Annotated in this window: 15 protein-coding genes; 8 read left to right on the top strand and 7 right to left on the bottom strand. The window is 67.9% G+C overall.

The window, feature by feature from the left end; all coding sequences use genetic code 11:
* Positions 1-123: 123 nt before the first annotated feature.
* The gene (gene ltnD / locus ACT54R_RS02455; RefSeq protein WP_476323150.1) at positions 124-1,062 is read right to left on the bottom strand and encodes an L-threonate dehydrogenase; all 939 of its coding nucleotides are present in this window, start codon (positions 1,060-1,062) and stop codon (positions 124-126) included.
* 165 nt (positions 1,063-1,227) lie between these two features.
* Here ltnD and otnC point away from each other — a divergent pair, with 165 nt between their 5' ends.
* On the top strand, positions 1,228-1,929 hold the full coding sequence (otnC, locus tag ACT54R_RS02450) for a 3-oxo-tetronate 4-phosphate decarboxylase (RefSeq protein ID WP_476323147.1): 702 nt from the start codon (positions 1,228-1,230) through the stop codon (positions 1,927-1,929).
* A 66-nt stretch (positions 1,930-1,995) separates the two neighbouring features.
* Here the strand turns inward: otnC and ACT54R_RS02445 are convergent, their stop codons facing one another.
* The 4 genes from ACT54R_RS02445 to ACT54R_RS02430 form a co-directional block, all read right to left on the bottom strand.
* Complete coding sequence (locus ACT54R_RS02445) at positions 1,996-3,024, bottom strand: polysaccharide deacetylase family protein (RefSeq protein WP_476323144.1); 1,029 nt, start codon at positions 3,022-3,024, stop codon at positions 1,996-1,998.
* Between the two features lie 174 nt (positions 3,025-3,198).
* A complete protein-coding gene (locus ACT54R_RS02440) occupies positions 3,199-6,498 on the bottom strand; it encodes an error-prone DNA polymerase (RefSeq protein ID WP_476323141.1) in 3,300 nt (1,099 codons plus the stop codon).
* Positions 6,495-8,000 carry a DUF6504 family protein gene (locus ACT54R_RS02435; protein ID WP_476326348.1) on the bottom strand — a complete coding sequence of 502 codons (1,506 nt, stop codon included), beginning with the start codon at positions 7,998-8,000 and terminating at the stop codon, positions 6,495-6,497. Before ACT54R_RS02435 ends, ACT54R_RS02440 begins: the two co-directional genes overlap by 4 nt.
* Positions 7,969-8,802 (bottom strand): ImuA family protein, encoded by an 834-nt coding sequence (locus ACT54R_RS02430; protein ID WP_476323138.1) that lies wholly within the window; start codon positions 8,800-8,802, stop codon positions 7,969-7,971. The genes ACT54R_RS02435 and ACT54R_RS02430 overlap by 32 nt, the downstream gene beginning before the upstream one ends.
* A gap of 357 nt (positions 8,803-9,159) precedes the next feature.
* Here ACT54R_RS02430 and ACT54R_RS02425 point away from each other — a divergent pair, with 357 nt between their 5' ends.
* The 5 genes from ACT54R_RS02425 to ACT54R_RS02405 all read left to right on the top strand — a co-directional run bounded on the left by ACT54R_RS02425 (position 9,160) and on the right by ACT54R_RS02405 (position 15,630).
* Positions 9,160-12,081 (top strand): DNA translocase FtsK, encoded by a 2,922-nt coding sequence (locus ACT54R_RS02425; RefSeq protein WP_476323135.1) that lies wholly within the window; start codon positions 9,160-9,162, stop codon positions 12,079-12,081.
* 138 nt (positions 12,082-12,219) lie between these two features.
* Complete coding sequence (locus ACT54R_RS02420; RefSeq protein WP_476323132.1) at positions 12,220-13,032, top strand: ABC transporter ATP-binding protein; 813 nt, start codon at positions 12,220-12,222, stop codon at positions 13,030-13,032.
* 3 nt (positions 13,033-13,035) lie between these two features.
* The gene (locus ACT54R_RS02415) at positions 13,036-13,845 is read left to right on the top strand and encodes an ABC transporter permease (protein ID WP_168460709.1); all 810 of its coding nucleotides are present in this window, start codon (positions 13,036-13,038) and stop codon (positions 13,843-13,845) included.
* A 20-nt stretch (positions 13,846-13,865) separates the two neighbouring features.
* Positions 13,866-14,882, top strand: coding sequence for an ABC transporter substrate-binding protein (locus ACT54R_RS02410; RefSeq protein ID WP_476323128.1), 1,017 nt, complete (start codon positions 13,866-13,868; stop codon positions 14,880-14,882).
* 541 nt (positions 14,883-15,423) lie between these two features.
* Entirely contained in the window at positions 15,424-15,630 is a 207-nt protein-coding gene (locus ACT54R_RS02405) for a cold-shock protein (RefSeq protein WP_168460707.1), read from the top strand.
* Positions 15,631-15,704: 74 nt separating this feature from the next.
* On the opposite strand, the gene ACT54R_RS02400 is transcribed toward ACT54R_RS02405, so the two are convergent.
* The gene (locus ACT54R_RS02400; protein WP_168460705.1) at positions 15,705-16,289 is read right to left on the bottom strand and encodes a L,D-transpeptidase; all 585 of its coding nucleotides are present in this window, start codon (positions 16,287-16,289) and stop codon (positions 15,705-15,707) included.
* Between the two features lie 172 nt (positions 16,290-16,461).
* Entirely contained in the window at positions 16,462-17,310 is an 849-nt protein-coding gene (locus tag ACT54R_RS02395; protein ID WP_476323123.1) for an alpha/beta fold hydrolase, read from the bottom strand.
* Between the two features lie 370 nt (positions 17,311-17,680).
* Between ACT54R_RS02395 and ACT54R_RS02390 the strand changes: the two genes are divergently transcribed.
* Positions 17,681-18,994: a hypothetical protein gene (locus ACT54R_RS02390; protein ID WP_476323120.1), complete on the top strand. Its 1,314-nt coding sequence runs from the start codon at positions 17,681-17,683 to the stop codon at positions 18,992-18,994.
* Positions 18,995-19,335: 341 nt separating this feature from the next.
* Positions 19,336-19,647, top strand: a complete 312-nt coding sequence (locus ACT54R_RS02385; RefSeq protein WP_476323118.1) for a con-10 family general stress protein — start codon at positions 19,336-19,338, stop codon at positions 19,645-19,647.
* The last annotated feature ends 35 nt before the right edge of the window (positions 19,648-19,682 follow it).

Below are 19,682 nucleotides of genomic sequence, written 5' to 3'. Positions count from 1 at the left end.
GTGATGCGTCGGGTCGACGCCAGACCCTCGCGGGGCGAGGTTGCTGGGGCGTTCCCCGAACGTAACGAATCGCGACGGAGTGTAACGCCGCTGGCACGGCGAAAAAGCGACACCCGCCGCGCCTCAGCTTTCGTCGCCCGGCAAGCTGGTGCCAGTGATGCGAGCATAGAGGCGGGCGACGGATGCGTCGTCGTCGCGGCCCATGCCGGCGGCGGAGGTGGCGAGGAACATCTGCAGGGCGGCGGCGGAAACCGGCACCGGGAACTTTGCGCTGCGGGCCATGTCCTGGATGATGCCGAGGTCCTTCACGAAAATGTCCACGGCGCTGCGTGGCGTGTAATCGCCGTCCAGCACGTGGGGCATGCGGTTCTCGAACATCCAGCTGTTGCCGGCCGAGGCGGTGATGACGTCGTAGACCTTCTTCAGGTCCAGCCCCTGCCGTGCGGCGAAGGCCATGGCCTCGCTGGCGGCGGCAATGTGGACGCCGGCGAGGAGCTGATTGATCATCTTGAAGGCGGCGCCCTGGCCCGGAGCATCACCCAGCCCGTAGAGCTTGGCGGCCATGGCGTCGAGGGCTGGTTTCGCCTTGGCGAAGGCGGCGGGGCTGCCGGAGGCGAGGATGGTCAGTGCGCCTTCGGCCGCGCGCTGGGCGCCGCCGGAGATGGGGGCATCGAGATAGTGCCGGCCGGTCGCCTCCAGCCGCGCGGCGAGGCCACGGGCGATGTCCGGATCCATGGTGGCGGACGAGATGAAAACCGCGCCCTGAGGCAAGGTCTCGGCGACGCCCGAGGGGCCGAAGAGGATCGCCTCGGTCTGCGCGGCGTTGACTACCACGCTGACCACCATGTCCGCCCCCTCCGCAGCCTTGGCCGGCGATGCTGCGCCGCGCCCGCCCGCGGCGACAAAGCGCTCCACCGCAGCCGGGCCGACATCGCAGCCCGCCACATCAAGCCCCGCCCGTAATAGCGATTGCGCCATGCCGAAGCCCATGGAGCCGAGACCGATCACGCCCGCGCGTCCGACGCCCTGGACGCCCGCTGTTCCTTCCGCCTGCTCGACCATGGCCGTTTCCCCTGTCTCGGCCGCCAGTTGGCCGGGCGGCCTCCGGCGCCTGTTGTAGGAGCCGGGGGACATTGGATCAAATCGTTTTAGCCGCGGTACCGTTCGCGCTTGCCAAGGTGCCTCCGCTTCGCTTTGGTGCGTCGGCGGAGCAAGCGGAGGCCGGCCATGGAAGAGACTAGACTGCGGGAGGAGATCTGCCGCTTCGGGCGGTCCCTGTTCGAGCGCGGCCTCACGCCCGGTTCTTCCGGCAATATCAGCTTGAGGCTCGATGACGGTGGATGGCTGGTGACGCCCACCAACGCGTCCCTCGGCTTCCTTGATCCCGCGCGCATCTCCCGGCTCGATGCGGGCGGGCGGCTCCTCAGCGGCGACAAGCCCACGAAGGAGATTCCGCTGCATTCCGCGCTCTACGAGACTCGTGGCACGGCCCGGGCCATCGTGCATCTGCACTCGACCCACTCGGTGGCGCTCACCATGCTGCCGGAGATCGATCCCCGGGCCGCGCTGCCGCCCATGACGCCCTATTATCTCATGCGGGCCGGGCAGACCGCGCTGCTGCCTTATTATCGGCCGGGTGATCCTGCCGTCGCAGATGCCATCCGGGGGCTCGCGGGGCGCTATTCGTCCGTACTGCTCGCGAACCACGGCCCGGTGGTGGCCGGCGATACGCTGGAGGCGGCGGTGTTCGCCACCGAGGAACTGGAGGAGACTGCGAAGCTCTACCTGCTGCTGCGTGGCCTCAACCCGCGCTATCTGTCGCCGGCCCAGGTGGACGATCTGGTGAAGACCTTCGGCGTGACCCTTCCGGCGCCGGACGCACACCACCACCACGACCATCACGGGCATGGCCACTCGACCGAGGACTGACCGGCCTCCAAACGAAAACGGCGCCCCCGGAACCGGGAGCGCCGTTCGCGTGGAGAGGCTTTCGCGTCAGTAGACGCCCGCGCTCCGAGCCGGAGCAGGCGCCGCAGCCGGCTTCGGTGCCGAAGCGGCGGCCGGCTTGGGCGTGCCGGCAGGCTTCGCCGCATCCGGCTTCGCGCCATTGGGCTTCGGCTTCTTGGCGGCGGTTCCGGGGGCGGCCAGGGCCACCTTGAGCGGCTTATCCATGGCCACCATCTGCGACAGCGTCGCAAACTTGTAGCCCTTGGCGGCCAGTTCATCGAGGATGCGCGGCATGGCATCCACGGTGGTGGCATAGATGTCGTGCGAGAGCACGATGGCGCCCGGCTTCACCTGCGCCATGATGGCGTCATGCACCGCCTGGCTGTTGCGGTTCTTCCAGTCGTTGGGATCCACCGACCAGTTGACGATGGTGAGGCCGTACTTGTCCTCGATATAGCTGCGCAGGGACGGCTTCATGGAGCCGTAGGGCGGGCGCAGGTAGATCGGGCGCTTGCCGGTGACCTGGAAGATCGCTTCCGAGGTGTTGCCAAGTTCCTTGTCGACCGCCGCCTGGCTGATGCGAGTGAGCTGCGGATGGCTCCAGGAATGGCTGCCGATCTCGTGGCCCTCGTCGGCGATCATCTTCAGCACTTCGGGATGCTTGGCGACCATGTTGCCGAGCACGAAGAAGGTCACCTTGATGTTGCGCTGGCGCAGGATCTCAAGCAGCCGCGGCGTCGTTTCCGGGTTCGGACCGTCGTCGAAGGTCAGGGCAATGTAGGAGCCATCCACGTCGAACGACTTGTAGGTGTAGTTCTTGCGCGGGGTCACCGGCGGGGGCGCGGTGGGCTCGGGAGCGGGGGCGGCTACCGGCTGGGCTGCGCCAGCCGCAGTCTTTTGCGCGGCGGTCGCTGGCTTGCCCTGGGCAGCCTGCCCGGAGGCCGGGGTGGCCGGCTGGGAAATGGATTGGGTGGTCGCCGGGCCGTCGTCCTTGGCCGACAGGAGCGGGCTGATGGCCATGCCGGCGCCCACGGCGGCGGCAGCCACAAATCCGGTAACGATGAGGAGCGGCTTCACGGCGACGGTATCCCGGCCTTTGGTTCCATATGCCCTGAAGCCTCACGGGTTTTTGTGGATAAATCGTGAAGCGTCCGGGGCTGTGGTGCCTTTTTTGCCCGAATTACCGTGTTTTCGCCTGCCGCCGCGCGGACTTGGGCTGCTGGATACCTCTTCGCAGCCCGGTTTCGGAGCTCAGTGAAAATCCCGGGACTTAGGCAGTACCCTAACGTCACGTGGATGCTTGCGCGGATGCTGGGGGTGGGCGAACTCGTCGGCCCGCGCGACCTCCATCCGCGGCTGTCGTACCTTGGAGAGCAAGCCGAGGTCGGCGGTGCGGTCGGTGAGCCGCTGGGCCATGAGGTGGACAACGCCCTCCGGGCTCTTCTGGATGCGTCCTTCCACCAGTAGCAGGCGTGCGCCCATCACCTCCCGGCGGAAGCGTTCCAGCGTGCGTTCCCACAGGACGATGTTGGTGATGCCGGTCTCGTCCTCGATGGTGATGAAGATGGCCTTGCCGTTGCCCGGCCGCTGGCGCACCAGCACCACGCCGGCATTGCGGGCAAAGGCGCCGTCCTTCAGCGCAGACGTCTCGGCGCAGGTGAGGATGCGCTCTTTCCGGAAATGGTCGCGCAATTCGTCCATGGGGTGCCCCTTCAGGGAGAGGCGCACCGTCTGGTAGTCGGCGACGATGTGCTCCGAGCGCGCCATGCGCGGCAGCGTCACCTCCTCTTCGACGCCCAGTTCACGGGCGTCCGCCGCCGCGAACAGGGGCAGGGCATCGTCGTCCGGCAGGCGGCGGGCGTGCCAGAGCGCGGCGCGACGGTCGAGGCCCATGGATCGGAATGCATCGGCATCGGCTAGCAGCTTTACTGCGCGGGTAGGCAGGCGGCCGCGGCGGGCGAGATCCTCCATGCTCACGAAGGGAACCGCGCGGGTGGCGGCAAGGCGCTCGCCCCAGTCGGCGTGGAAACCATCCACCTGCCGGAAGCCGAGGCGGAGGGCGAGAGCACCATCCTCCCGCCGTTCCAGCGTGTTGTCGTGATGGCTGAAATTGACGTCCACGGGCCGCACCTCCACCCCATGCTCGCGGGCATCGCGCACGATCTGCGCCGGGGCGTAGAAACCCATGGGCTGGGCGTTGAGCAGGGCGCAGGCAAAGGCGGCCGGGTGGCGGCACTTGATGTAAGAGGAGATGTAGACGAGCTTGGCGAAGGAGGCGGCATGGCTTTCGGGAAAGCCGTAGCTGCCGAAGCCCTTGATCTGCTCGAAGCAGCGCTGGGCGAAGTCGCGCTTGTAGCCGCGCGCTACCATGCGCTCCACCATCATGCTTTCGAATTCCTGGATGGTGCCGAGATTGCGGAAGGTGGCCATGGCCCGGCGCAGGCGGTTCGCCTCCTTGTCGGAGAAGCAGGCGGCGACCATGGCGAGTTTCATGGCCTGCTCCTGGAAAAGCGGTACGCCCATGGTCTTGCCGAGCACCACCCGAAGCTCGTCCTTGTCGCCGAAGTCAGGGGAGGGGGAGGGATAGTCCACCGCCTCCAGCCCGTTGCGGCGCCTGAGATAGGGGTGGACCATGTCGCCCTGGATCGGCCCCGGCCGCACGATGGCGACCTGGATCACGAGATCGTAGAATTCCTTCGGCTTCAGGCGCGGCAGCATGTTGATCTGCGCCCGGCTCTCCACCTGGAAGACTCCGATGGAATCCCCGCGCTGGAGCATGGCGTAGACGTCCTGTTGCTCGCGCGGCACGTCGGCGAGGCCCCAGTCGATGCCCTCGTGCTCGCGCATCAGGTCGAGCGCCTTGCGGATGCAGGTGAGCATGCCGAGCGCCAGCACATCCACCTTCATCAGGCCGAGCATGTCGATGTCGTCCTTGTCCCATTCGATGAAGGTGCGGTCCGCCATGGCCGCATTGCCGATGGGCACGGTGTCGTCCAGCCGCTCACGGGCGAGGACGAAGCCGCCCACATGCTGGGAGAGGTGGCGGGGCGCGCCCATCAGGCGGCCGGCCAGTTCCACAGCACGGCGGATGAAGGGGTTTGACGGGTCGAGCCCCGCCTCGCGGATGTGCGCGTCGGAAATGTCACGGCCCCAGCTGCCCCACTGGGTGGAGGCGAGGCGCGCCGTGACATCCTCGGTGAGGCCGAGGGCCTTGCCTACATCGCGGATGGCGCTGCGCGGGCGGTAGTGGATGACGGTGGCGACGATGCCGGCGCGGTGGCGGCCGTATTTCTCGTAGATGTGCTGGATCACCTCCTCACGCTTCTCGTGCTCGAAATCCACATCGATATCCGGCGGCTCGCGCCGCTCGGCGGAGATGAAACGGGCGAAGAGAAGGTCGTTGTCGTTAGGGTCCACGGCGGTAATGCCGAGCACGTAGCACACTGCGGAATTGGCGGCCGAACCGCGCCCCTGGCAGAGGATGCCTTTGCTCTCGGCGAAGCGCACGATGTCGTGGATGGTGAGGAAATAGGGGGCGTATTCGAGCTGCTGGATGAGGGCCAGCTCGTCCTTGAGCAGCTTTTCCACCTTCTCGGGGATGCCGGCCGGATAGCGCACGGCGGCGCAGCGCCAGGTCAATTCCTCCAGCCACGCCTGCGGCGTCCAGCCGGGGGGCACCGGTTCCTCGGGATAGTCGTATTCCAGCTCCTTGAGAGTGAAATCGATGCGGGCGAGGAGCGACGCGGTCTCCGCCACCGCCTCGGGCGCATCGCGGAACAGGCGGGCCATCTCGGCGGCGGGCTTGAGGTGGCGCTCGGCGTTCGCCAGAAGCCGCCGCCCCGCCTCGGCGATGGTGGTGCCCTCGCGCACGCAGGTGAGGATGTCCTGCAGATCGCGCTCCTCGGGCGTTGCATAAAGCACTTCGTTCACCGCCAGCAGCGGCACGCCGGCCGTACGTGCGCAGATCTTGAGGGAGGCAAGGCGCCGGCGATCGGCACCGGAGAATGGCATGTCGACGCCGAGCCACACCGCGCCGGGGGCGGCCTCCGAGAGGCGGGAGAGGAGGGGCGGAAGCTCGCTTGCCTCTTCGCCGGGCAGCACGATGAGCATCAGGTCGCGGGCGTCGGCGAGGAGGTCGGCGAGGGACAGATGGCAGTCGCCCTTCTTCGCCCGCCGGTTGCCGGTGGTCAGCAGGCGGCAGAGCCGGCCCCAGCCGGCGCGTGTCGAGGGATAGGCGATGATGTCTGCCGTGCCGTCGCAGAAGACGAGTCGCGTTCCCGTCACCAGCCGGAAGGCACGGGCGCGGGCGGCGACGGCGCGCTTGGCATCCGCCTCGGGATCCTCGGCTTCCAGATCCTCGTCGAGGGTACGCAGATCCTCCAGCGCGCTATAGGCCCGCACCACGCCGGCCACTGTGTTGCGGTCGGCGATGCCGAGGCCATCGAGACCGAGGCCGACAGCGGAGCGCACCAGATGGGCCGGCGCGCTCGCCCCCCGCAGGAAGGAGAAATGCGAGGCCGCAGCCAGCTCGGCATAGACGGGCTCGCTCACGGGAACAGGCCGTGCAGGAACCAGCGGGGCGCCGACGTCTCCCGCCCGTAGGTGCCTTCGCGATAGAGCCAGAAGCGCCGACCCTGCGTGTCTTCAACGCGAAAATAATCGCGGGTGAGGCTGCGGCTCCCGGCATCGAGGGCGGTCCACCATTCCGGGGCGATGCGCTCCGGACCCTCGGCTCGCGCCACCTCGTGCAGCACGCGCCGCCAGCGGAAGCGCAGAGGCGGGCCGTCCGGCACCTGGGCCAGCGTCTCCACCGGCTCGGGGGTGGGAAACAGGGCCGGGGGTCGGGCGAGGGGGGCATCGGCGGTGGCCGGCTCGGCCCAGTCGTGCGCGAGCGCTTCCCTGTTGCGCCATGCCTTTTGCGCTGGCACCCGCATGGCGGCGCGCTCGGGAATATGGCTGTCCTGCGCGGCGAGGCAAGTGACGCGGCGCGGCCCGAGCCGGGCGGAGAGGGTATCCACCAACTGGTCCAGCCCCGCGCCCGCGGGCTCGGTGCCAAAGCCGGACTGGGTGGCGGCCAGCGGTTCGGCGGCGGTGACGGACAGGCGGATCACGTCATAGCCGAAGCCGGGATCGAGCGGATCGGCCAGCGCCGCCAGCCGCTCGCGGAACAGGCCGGCAAGGCGGGCGCCATCACGGAGCGGTGCCGCCGTGCCTGCCGCCACCCGCCGCACCGCGCCATCGCTGCGGAAGAAGGCGGCCTCGAAGCGGCGGCCGCCCTCGCCGTGCCGCTCCAGCACACCGGTGATGTCGCGCGCGAGGTCTGCAAGCACGGCGCGGGCGGTCGCTTCGTCGCCCATGGGTTCTGCGAAGCGCCGTTCCGCCACATAGACGGGCAGGGGATTGAGCGGGGAGATGGGCGGGGAAGCCGCGCCGCACAGCTCGTCCAGTCGTTCCACCAGCACGCTGCCGAAGCGGGCGGCGAGCGCCGCGCGGGGCTTGCCGGCGATGTCGCCGATGCGCACCAGCCCGAGATAGGCGAGGCTTCGCCCCGTCTCCGCATCGAGGCCGAGGGCGTCCACCGGCAAAGGGGCGACAGCTTCCCGCTCGCGGCCAGCCGGCACCACCTGCTCCGGCCGCCAGCGGGCGAGGGCGAAGGCGGCCCTCGCAGTCCCGGCCACTGCGCCGCATGCAGCAAGTCCGGTGGCGGCAAGCCGTTCCGTCATGGCGGACAACATGGCCGCTTCGCCGCCGAACAGATGGGCGCAGCCGGTGATGTCGAGGACGATGCCGTCCGGCCCGGATACGGCGACGAAGGGCGTCCAGCGCTCGCACCACGAGGCGATGGCGGCGAGCAACGCCGTATCGGCCGCGGCATCCGCCTCCACCGCTTCGATCTGCGGCACGCGGGCCTGCGCGTCGGCGAGGGTGAGGCCGGGATGGAGACCGAGGCGGGCCGCCGCCGCGTCCACCGCGGCGAGGCGGCGGGCATTGGCTTTCACCTCCACCGTGACCAGCGGCGTCTCAGCCGGTGCGGCGCCAGCCGGAGACCACATGCGAGGCCCCCGCCGGCTGCGGTGCAGCCGGTCGGTCGGCAGGCGCGGCAGGAAGAGCGCGGCGAGGCGCCGGGGTGAAGCGTCGGGCATGGGCATTCCATTCCACGGTGAAGCGGCCGGTGGGTCCGAGGCGGTTGCGCTCGATTTCCAGCGCGAAGGCGGGCGGGCCGAGGCAGAAGGTCGGAACATCCCCCGCCACCCGGGAGGGGGCTGCGGCGACCCGCCAGCGGGTGGCGGCGGCGGAGGGGCCGGGGTCTGCTCCCGGTCGCAGCAGGAGGGCTGGCACGCCGGAGCGCTCGCTGCGCAGGGCGAGGCGGCGGGTGGCGGTGAGGTCGATGAGCCGCGGGGATCCCCAGGGCTCGGCCACTACCAACCCGAGGGCGCCATGGCCAAGGGCTTCCTCTGCGGCGCCCAGCGTGTCGGCAGCATCCGCGGTGGCCACCAGGATCAGGCGGCACGGATCGAGCCCGAAGGCGGCGCAGCCTGGACCGTAGATGTTACCCCCCTCCAGCGCCGCCATGTCCTGCCGCACCCACAGCACCGGCTTGCGGGTGCCGGCCGCGAGGGCAAGAGCGAACCCGAACACGGCGGCGACATTCCCCTTTTCCGCCGGGAACGCCTCGTGCAGCGCATCGCGGGCGAGGCCGCCCCCCAGCACCTCGTCCAACGGCGCCCCGAGCGACAGGCGCGGCCGGGCGGGACCGTCCGGCGAGGCGGACAGCCGTTCCATCTCGACGATGCGGCGGCGCAGGGCTGCCAGATCCTCGCGCCGGGCCTGCTGCGGGTGGGGAAACGAGGGCATGGACGGAGCCAAATGTTCCTATTTTGTTCTCTTTTAAAAGGACTCCGGCAGGGCGGAATGTCAACCGTACGGAGGTCCGGCAGCAGGGATTGCGGGGGCTGGAACGGGTCCGCCGCAGACGGTGGGGCGGTGCGGGCTTGTCCCCATGATTCACAGATAAGGTATCCTGAAACCTTCGTCGCGAGGTGCAAACCTCCCCTTAACGCCCCCGCCCTAGTGTCCTCGAAACGGCGCCGGTGCTGCGGATTTCGGATTCACATGTCTTCCTTCAACCGTCCTCCGAGACCTTTTGCGTATCCTTCCTACGCTCCGGACGACTCGTTCGATCCGCCGGCCGATTCTGCCGCCGAACGTGGGTTGCCCTCGTTCTACGAGCGGATTCCGGAATACGATCCAGCCATCCACGAGGGCGCCTTCGAGGCGGCCGAAACCGCCCACAGCTGGATCGACCTCGAACTGGTCCCGAGTTGGCTGCGGCCGTTCACCCTCGACGCCAACACCCGCTTCACCCGCACTCCGGACCATCTGCTGCGCCCCCGCGAGCCGGGCGCGCCCTCGCTGCCGCCAGTCCTGCCGCAGGTGCCCACCCCGGTCACGACCCAGGGGTCGAGCCGCGGCTGGCACTTCCTGTTCGAGCCGGCGGACGATGCGGTCCAGCCGGTGGCGCAGCAGCCTGTCGCCAAGCTTGCGGATATCCCGACGGAGACCGCCTTCGCCGCGCCCGCCGCGGTGCCGGAAGAGGTGACGGCGGCCCAGGCCGCCCTGCCTCCCGTTGAGGAAGAGGCCGCCATGGCTGTCCCCGCGCCCTCGGTTTCCGATGCCGCGCTTGTAGAGGCTGCCCCCGGCGAGGAGATCCCGGCGGAAGCGTCGGAGCCTGCGCTCCTTGAGCCCGGCATCGCGCCGCAGGCCGTGGCTGAGGCGGCTTCGGAGGTCGACACGGCGGACGTCCCCGATCACCTGTGGAGCCTGCTGCGCCTCGTCGTCCTCGGCCGCGCCGCCACCCCGCCCGCTCCCGCCGGGGAGCAGGATGTCGATCCCGTGGCTGCGGAGCCGGCCGATGTGAAGGACAGCTTGGTGGAGAGCGAGGCCGCGGTGCTGGAGGCGCTGTCCGACGCCGAGGAGATTGCAGAGTTAGACGAAGACGAGATCGACGCTGACGAGAACGAGGTTTCCGAGCCTGAAGCCTCCAAGGACGCTGAACTCGAGGACGCTGAACCCGAGGACGACGCGTTCGAGGAGGAAGACTCCGAGGACGATGAGGTCGCCGAACTGGAGGGCGACACAGACGACTCCGAAGAGATCGACCTTTCCGACGATGACGACGAACTGGACGAGGACGACGCGGCGCTTTCCTCCGAGCTGGAGGACGATGAACTCGATGACGACGAATTCGAAGACGATGTCTTCGAGGACGCGGACCTGACGGACGAGGAAGACGAGGAGGCCGCCGAACGCGACCAGGACGATTCGGAAGACGCTTCCGTGCTTGAAGACGACGATCAAGACGAGGCCGAAGCCGAGGACGCCCCACTGCCCCTCGCAGCCGGGTCGATCCTGTCGGGCGAAGCGTTCGCGTCCTGGCGACCCTACCAGCAGAGCATCAGCGCCCAGTTCTTCGGCGCTCTCCATTCGGCGGTCATGTCCGCTCCTGCGGCCTCGGCAGCAGCGCCTGTGGTGGATGCCGTCGCCGCCGTTCCTGTGGAAACTGTTGTTACCCTCCCGCCCGAGCCCGCGCACGCAGCTGCTGAGGTCACGGAAGGACCCTATTTCCTCCCGCCCCTCGATCTCCTGCGCGAGCCGCCGGTGGTGGAGCCGGACTATGAGCTCTCCGAGGAATTCCTCGACCAGTCCTCCACGATGCTTCAGCAGGTGCTGCGCGACTTCGGCGTGCGCGGCGAGGTGATCGACGCCAATCCCGGCCCCGTCGTCACGCTTTACGAGTTCGAGCCGGCACCGGGGGTGAAGTCTTCCCGCGTCATCGGCCTGTCGCCGGACATCGCCCGCTCCATGAGCGCGGTGTCCGCCCGCGTGGCGGTGGTGGAGGGGCGAAACGTCATCGGCATCGAGCTGCCCAACCGGCGGCGCGAGACCGTGTGGCTGCGCGAGCTTCTGGCGAGTCACGAATTCGCCGAGGCTCACCCCAAGCTCGGCCTGTGCCTGGGCAAGACCATCGGCGGCGTGCCGGTGATCGCCGACCTCGCGCGCATGCCGCATCTGCTCGTCGCCGGTACTACCGGATCGGGTAAGTCGGTGGCCATCAACACCATGATCCTCAGCCTGCTCTACCGGCACACGCCGGAGGCCTGCCGGCTCATCATGATCGACCCCAAGATGCTGGAGCTCTCGGTCTACGAGGGCATCCCGCACCTGCTCACCCCCGTCGTCACCGATCCCAAGAAGGCGATCATCGCGCTGAAATGGGCGGTGAAGGAGATGGAGGAGCGCTATCGCAAGATGAGCCGCCTCGCCGTCCGCAACATCGATGGGTACAACGCCCGCGTCCGCGAGGCTTCGGCGAAGGGCGAGATCATCACCCGCAACGTTCAGGTGGGGTTCGATCGCGAGACCGGGGAGGCCCTGTTCGAGGAACAGGAGATGGATCTCACCGCGCTGCCCTACATCGTCGTCATCGTGGACGAGATGGCCGACCTGATGATGGTAGCGGGCAAGGAGATTGAGGGTGCCATCCAGCGCCTCGCCCAGATGGCGCGAGCCGCCGGCATCCATCTCGTGATGGCGACGCAGCGCCCGTCAGTCGATGTCATCACCGGCACCATCAAGGCCAATTTCCCCACCCGCATCTCCTTCCAGGTGACCAGCAAGATCGACAGCCGCACCATTCTCGGCGAGATGGGCGCGGAGACGCTGCTGGGGCAGGGCGACATGCTGTTCATGGCGGGCGGCGGGCGCATCAACCGCGTCCACGGCCCGTTCGTCTCGGACGGCGAGGTGGAGAAGGTCGTCGCCTTCCTCAAGGCACAGGGCGGACCGGACTATATCGATGAGGTGGTGCTGGACGAGGATGCCGTGGCCGAGGACGATGACGAGGCGGTGTTTGACCGCTCCGGCATCGCCGACGCCGGCGGCGACCTCTACGAGCAGGCGGTAGCCATCGTGATGCGCGACCGCAAGGCCTCCACCTCCTACATCCAGCGCCGCTTGCAGGTGGGCTACAACAAGGCCGCGAGCCTGATGGAGCGCATGGAGAACGAGGGCATCGTCGGCCCGGCCAACCACGCCGGCAAGCGGGAGATCCTGACCTTTTCCCGTCCGGGGTGAGGGCGATCCCCGCCCTTGCCTCCGGCGCGCCCTCGGCTACCTTGTCCCGATGATCCGGGCCAACCGGACGCGCGGTCGGGGCGCGGGATCGGGAGACGTTCAGTGGTGCAACCCTTCAGCGTGGTCCAGGGAGGCCGCATGGCTCAGGCATGCGCGGTCGGGCTGCGCGACATCTCCATCGCCTTTCCCGGCGCCAGCCGTGCGGCTTCACCATTCGTCGCTGTACAGGGCGTCAATCTCGAGGTGGCGGACGGCGAGTTCGTCGCCATCGTCGGCCCTACCGGCTGCGGCAAGTCCACCCTTCTCAACGCGACGGCCGGTCTGCTGAAGCCGGCATCCGGGACGGTGACGATCCACGGAACGCCGCTCTCCGGCCTCAACCGCGCGGCCGGGTATCTCTTCCAGGCCGAAGCCCTGTTTCCGTGGAAGACGGCGCTCGACAACGTGGCCATCGGCCTCGAGGTGGCCGGCACCGAGACGGAGGAAGCGCGCAGCCGCGCCCGCAAGTGGCTGGCCCGCGTGGGCCTTGCCGCTTTCGCGGATCGCTATCCCCACCAATTGTCCGGCGGGCAAAGAAAGCGTGTCGGCCTCGCCCAGGTGCTGATCCGCGACCCCAAGATCCTGCTCATGGACGAGCCGTTCGGCCCGCTCGACGCCCAGACCCGCCAGATCATGGGCAACCTGCTGCTCGACCTATGGAGCCAGGACCGCAAGGCGGTGATGTTCGTGACCCACGACCTGGAGGAGGCGATTTCGCTGGCAGACCGGGTGGTTATCATGGGTGCGGGGCCGGCCTCGCGCATCATCGGCCAGTGGCGGGTGCCCATTGCCCGCCCGCGCGACATCGACGTGCGGCTGGAGCCCGCCTTCCACCACCTTCACCGCGAGATCTGGGCGGCACTGAAGGACGAGGTGGTGAAGGGTTATCGCCAGTCCGAGGTCGCGAGCTGAACCATGCGCAACCGTTTCACGCTGTTCACTTTGCAGGTGCTGGTGGCGGTGGTGCTGATCGCCATCTGGCATTTCGGCTCCACCGTGAAGGTTTCGATCGCGGCGCTCTCGCCGAAGCCCTTCTATCCGCTCGACCCCTTCTTCTTCTCGACGCCCTTGGCGGTTTTTGAGAGGACCTTCAAGGACTTCTACACCGGGGTGATCTGGTATCACCTCGGCATCACGCTGCTTGAGACCATGCTCGCCTTCGCCATCGGCGCGTTGGGCGGCGTGCTGGTGGGCTTCTGGTTCGCGCGCAAGGCCATGATCGCGGCGGTCTTCGATCCCTATGTGAAGATGGCCAATGCTTTGCCGCGCGTGGTGCTGGCGCCCATCTTCGCCTTGTGGCTGGGGCTCGGCATCTGGTCCAAGGTGGCGCTGGGTGTCACGCTGGTGTTCTTCATCGTTTTCTTCAATGTCTATCAGGGTGTTAAGGAAGTCAGCCCGACGCTGCTCGCCAACGCCCGGATGCTGGGCATGAGCGAGCGCCAGCTGATGCGGAACGTGTTCTGGCCCTCGGCGCTGACCTGGATGTTCTCCTCGCTCCATACCGCCGTTGGCTTTGCGCTGGTGGGGGCGGTAGTGGGGGAATATCTCGGTTCGGCGGCTGGGCTGGGCTATCGCATCCACCAGGCGGAGGGGGTGTTCGATGTCACCGGGGTGTTCTCGGGCATGCTGGTGCTGTCCATCTTCGTCATCATCATCGACACGGTGGTGAGCGCCATCGAGAACCGCCTGCTCGTCTGGCGCCCTGCGCCGGCGACGCAGGCGTAAAGAAAAACGGGAGGAAAATCATGAAGATGCTCAAGCTCGCGGTGGCCGCGCTCGCGCTCGCCCTGGCCGTGCCGGCCAGCGCCCAGCCGGCGGCGAAGGCAGAGAAGCCGAAGCTTACGCTGGGGGTCGGCGGCAAGCCGCTGCTGTATTATCTGCCGCTGACCATCGCCGAGCGGAAGGGCTTCTTCAAGGACGAGGGGCTGGATGTCGCGATCAATGATTTCGGCGGCGGAGCCAAGTCTTTGCAAGCACTTATCGGCGGCTCCATCGATGTGGTGACGGGCGCCTACGAGCACACCATCCGCATGCAGGCCAAGGGCCAGGACATTGTTTCCGTTATCGAATTGGGCCGCTTCCCGGGGATCGTCCTGGTGGCGCGGAAGGATCGGCCGATCAAGTCGGTGAAAGATCTGAAAGGCGCGAAGATCGGCGTGACGGCGCCGGGATCTTCGACGAATTTCTTCGTCAATTTCCTGATGGCGAAAGATGGTCTGAAGCCGGATGACGCTTCCTACGTAGGTGTCGGCGGTGGAGCCTCTGCCGTGGCGCAGATGAAGCGTGGCGAGATCGATGCCATGTCCAATCTCGACCCCGTGATTACAAAGCTGGAAGACGACGGAGACGTCATTGTTCTCGCCGACAGCCGCACGGAAGCTGGAAACGACAAGATCTTCGGCGGCGAGAATCCCGCGGCCGTCCTCTACATGAAGCGCGACTTCGTGGAGCAGAATCCGGTCACCACGCAGAAGCTGGTGAATGCATTCTACAAGGCTCTTCAATGGCTTAAGACGGCCACCCCCGAGGATGTGGCGGCGGTGGTGCCGGAGGAATATCTGCTCGGGGACAAGACCTTGTACCTCAACGCGGTCAAGAACTCGCTGCCGATCTATTCGCGCACCGGCCTGATCCCCGAAGCGGGCATGAAGAATGCCCTCAACATGTTGGTGGAGTTCGATTCCGAGCTGAAGGCGGCCAAGATCGACCTCGCCAAGACCTTCGACGGCACCTTCGTGGCGAAGGCCGCGGCGGGCAAGTGATCTGGCGCCGGTTCGGGTGACTTTCACCACGTTGCCGAGCGGTGTTCACCCCCGGTATCGATGGGGTTCGGCAGAGGTTCGGGACCAGGTTCGGTGGCGGCGGGCGAAAATCTTCCCCGCCGCCCTTGAACCGCCGCGATTGATCCCTATCTTCCCATCAACCCCAGCCGATGGATGCGGCGCGCTTCGAGCGCAGACGCTTCCGGGAGACGGACGGATGTACTCCGATCCCGATCGAGCAACTCGCAGCTGAGCAGCTCCCATCACGAGCAGTTCGTTTCCGAGCAGATCGCGCCACGGCACGGGGTGTTCGTTCCTCCGCGTTCCATTTTGATGGGATAGCGGAGGGGCGAGCCGAGCGGACAAGTTCGTCGACGGCCTCTTCTTCGTTTCCTTCGGGCCGCGACGCAAAAGCCTTCCCCAAGCACGAACCTGTCCTGAACTGCGTCCCGTTGCGCCGCGACCTTTATCTGTCGCGTGTCGCCGGGACGATCGGCGCCTTTCGGGACACTCCCGGAAAGCGTTTCTACAGGAGGCCTCCATGGCCACGGGTACTGTCAAGTTTTTCAACGCCCAGAAGGGCTTCGGCTTCATCGTGCAGGATGAGGGCGGCCCCGACGTGTTCGTCCACATCTCCGACGTGGAGCGCTCCGGCATGTACGGCCTGAACGACGGCCAGAAGGTCTCGTTCGATGTCGTCCCGGACAACCGCGGAAAGAGCAAGGCTGCGAACCTCGCCGCCCTCTGACGCATCACGGCGTTGACATGAAAAGGCCCGGTCGTCGCGAGACGGCCGGGCCTTTTTCATTCCGGGTGCGGAAATCACTTGAGGACGTAGACCGTCGCGCCCACGCGCACGCGGTTGTAGAGGTCCACCACGTCGTCATTGGTCATGCGGAAGCAGCCCGACGACACCGCCTGCCCGATGGTCTCCGGCTCATTGGAGCCGTGGATGCGGTAGAGGCTGGAGCCGAGATACATGGCGCGGGCGCCGAGCGGGTTGTCGATGCCGCCGGGCATGTAGCGCGGCAGATCGGGACGGCGCTTCAGCATCTGGGAGGGGGGCGTCCAGGAGGGCCATTCCTTCTTCGCGCTCACCGTCTTGACGCCGGACCAGCGGAAGCCGTCGCGGCCGACGCCGATGCCGTAGCGGATGGCCTGGCCCCGCGACGTCACGTAATAAAGGCGGCGCTCGGACGTGATGATGACGATGTTGCCCGGGGCATATTTCGGGTCGATGGAGACCATCTGCCGGCCGATGGGCGAGGTGCTGCCCACGACGCCGACATTGCCGCCGCCGAAGAACTTGTTGAAATTGAAGATGTCATAGCGATCGTCGGCCTTGGCCGAGCCCGTCGCCACCAGCGCGGCGATGCCTGCGAAAACAAGCGATTTCAGCTTCATCATGGCTCTGCGTCTCGGATGGACCGGAGCGCGAACGACCATCGAGCACGCCCGGACACGTCGGCAACACCGCTTTGTCGCCACAAAACGGACAAGACTGCAACCGCTTTGTGGCGCGCGGGTTCCCGGCCCACGGGAGTGTGAAGCTTTTCTCCGGTTGTTGCGCGGCCCTGTCCTAACGCCTTGACGCTGCGGCAGCAAAGGCGGCGAGCGTGGCGTTGAAGCGGTCCGCGGCCTCGATGAAGGGGGCGTGGCCGACGCCCGCATAGAGGTCCAGCCGGGCGCCGGGAATGGTTGCGGCGATATGCTCCGCCATGGCCGGGGCGACCACCTCGTCCAGCGCGCCCTGCGCCACCAGCACCGGCACGTCGAGGCCCTTCAGCAGCGCCTCATAATCCGCCGTGCGGCCGAACAAGGCGGAGCGCACCTCCGGCGGCACCATCATGTTCACCGCCAGCAATTGCTCGAACAGCGGCTGGGGGATGGGAGCGGCGAAACAGCGGCGCAGGAAGGTGCGGGTGGCGGCGATGTTCTCCTCCACGTCCGTGCTGCACATGAGGCGCATCAGCCGGTTGCAGGTGCCGTAGAAGCGGCGCTCGTTGGCGGTCACCGCATCGACGAAGACGATGCCGCCGATGCCCGCGGTGCCGTGGACGGCCAGATAGTCGCCGATGATGCGCCCGGCATAGGACCAGCCCACCAGAACCGGCCGCTCCAGCCCCCAGCCGCGGATCACCGCATCAAGCTCCCCCGCCCACACCTCGGCTGACTGGTAGGCGGCGGGATCGGCCGGCCGGTCTGAGGCGCCGTGGCCGCGGAAATCGTAGGTGACGAGCCGGCAGCCGGCCAGCGCCGGGCTCGCCGTCTGCCGGCTCCAGCACAGGCCGGATTGGGAGAAACCATGGATGAACACCACCGGCGCGCCCTCGGCCGGCCCGAAGGCGGCGCTGGCGATGCCGACGCCATCCGGCGTGAGGATGCGGCGGACCGCGCGGTCGGCGGGGGGAGGGGTGGGGGCGTTCATGGTCGGGTTCCGGCTGACGGGTCGAGGGCCGCTTTAGCATCGCGAGGGCGTGCGCTTAAGGGGGGCCGTTCGTGCCCCGGACCAGCGACGGCGCAGCCGGAGCGCCGAGCCGGGGTCCAGGGGAAAGGTCGGCGAGGCCGGCAATGCTTCCGACACCCTTTCCGCTTGAGCCGCCTGCGGCGGTCCCTTGCGCTGGGCCCCGGATCAGCGCTCCGGCGACGCCGTCGCTTGTCCGGGGCGCGATGGCTGTTCCCGTGCCACTCCCCCGCCTCCCATCCCCCCGCCTTTGGGGCGCCATGGGGCAGTGCTATAGATCGGCTCGCACAGCACAGCTCGAATCGAAGCCATCATCGCAAAGAGAGGCGACGGAATGCGCACCTCATCCGTGACACGCACCGCCCACCGCCGGACGGTTCTTTCCGCTTTGTCCGCCGTCGCCCTCGTGCCTGCGCTGCTGGCGCCCACGGTGGCCGACGCCGCCACCGAGCGCTTCATGGTGCTGGGGCTGCCCTTCTTCAAGCCGTACCGCGTGGCCATCGCCACGCTCGACGTGGACAGCGCCGGCAAGGTCACCGGCTCGGTCGCGCCGCCGGCCGGCGATGCGCGCCCGCCGTTGCCGGTATCCGGCTCGCTGGCCGGCGGGGCGCTGAAGCTCACCATCGGCCAGGGAGACGAGAGCTATGCCCTCGCCTTCACCGAGAACCAGCGCGGCCTGCACCACATCTATGAGGAGACGGCGGTGGTTCCCGGCCTCTCCGCGGTGACGGTGTTCCGTCCCGAAGGCGGCTTCTCCGAGCCGGCGCTAGTGCTCCAGCACGACGAGGACAATTGGTGCGGCCTCGTCACCGGTGGGCTCACCGTGGACCTCAAGGCCGCCGATCTCGGCCGCACGCCGGTGGCGCCCGCCGGCCTCGCCGAGATCGACCTCGTGGTCACGCCCCAGCAGGGCGGCACCGCGAAGGTGAAGATGAAGGATGCCTGGAGCCGCCTGCGCCTCGCCGCCCGCGACGGCGACGACGTGTCCGTGGACGTGGCGGTGCCGCTCGGCGCCGAGGCGAAGATCGCGCAGGAGCTGCGCAAGGTGCCGCTGGTGGCCACCGTCACGCTGCCGTCCCTGTGCGGGGAGATGGCCCTCGCCGTCATTCCGCGCGCCAAGGTGATGGACGCCGGCGCGGTCTCCGAGGCGAAGCTCAAGGCCTATGGCGACACCGTGCTGGCGCGCGTCCTCTCCGGCGCGGCGCCCGAGGGCGGGACCGGCAACCGCAAGTTCAAGATCGCCGGCGCCGTGGTGCCGGGCGAGGCGGGGCCGGCCTACAAGGCCACCGTGTCCGCCGAATCCGAGGCGAGCCGCCTCGCCAAGGGCAATTGGGACCAGTTCACCGTGCTGCTCCAGCCGGTGGTGACGCCGGCCGATACGGCCGCCTCGGTGTCGCTGGTGCCCCTCGTCACCGATCTCAAGGTGGCGAAGAAGACCGGCCCGCAGGCGCCGGCCGATGCTGCCTTCAAGCCGGCGGACGATTCCGCGCAGGTGGCGGCCATCGGCCACCGCCTCGTTTCCTACATCGCCGCCGTCGAGGGCACCCGGTGCAGCTTCCTGACCCAGACGGCCTTCGACGAGCCCGACGGCAGCCTCTCCTGCACCAACCTTGCCCTCGACGACGTGAGCCCCGCCGACGACAACTGAGGCCTCCGGCCCCGGTCTCGACCGGGCCGCGCGGGATTTATATGAGCCGGAACGGGCAGCGGAAGCTGTGCTGATCTGTGCCTCTGCAGGATGCCCGGCCATGTGCCGGGCATTTTTGTTCGCGGCAGGCAGTCAAGCTTGAGAGCGGCAATGTTCCGGTCAAGATATCGATGGCGATCCTGCACATTCTGCCCGAAACATTACTTAGAGGAACGTGCTGAACCAGCGCTCAAGCTGCATAGTTCGGCCATGACTGCTTCGGTTTTGTAATGCTGTCTGCCGGAACCATCCTCCCTGCCTCCCGTTCTCTGACCGGGGGGCACAAGAGAGGATACCAACCGATGAACAATCGTCAGCAGGGCGGATCCGGAAACTTCGAGAACGATCGCGAGCGCGCCTCCGAGGCCGGCCGCAAGGGCGGCGAGCAGAGCGCCGAGAACCGCCAGCAGGGCGGCCAGGGCGGCGACAACCGCCAGCAGAGCCAGCAGGACCATGGCGGCCAGCGGGGCGGCTCGGGCAACTTCGCTCAGGACCGCGAGCGCGCCTCCGAGGCCGGCCGCAAGGGCGGGGAGAGCGTGCCGGACGAGAAGCGCTCCTTCTCCAAGGACCACGACCTCGCCTCCGAAGCCGGCCGCAAGGGCGGCCAGCGCTGAGGCTGAAACGGGGCGCGGCCTGAAGGGTCGCGCCC

This window comes from Xanthobacter sp. DMC47 (assembly GCF_056313845.1).
This window is presented reverse-complemented; position numbering and strand designations above follow the sequence as displayed.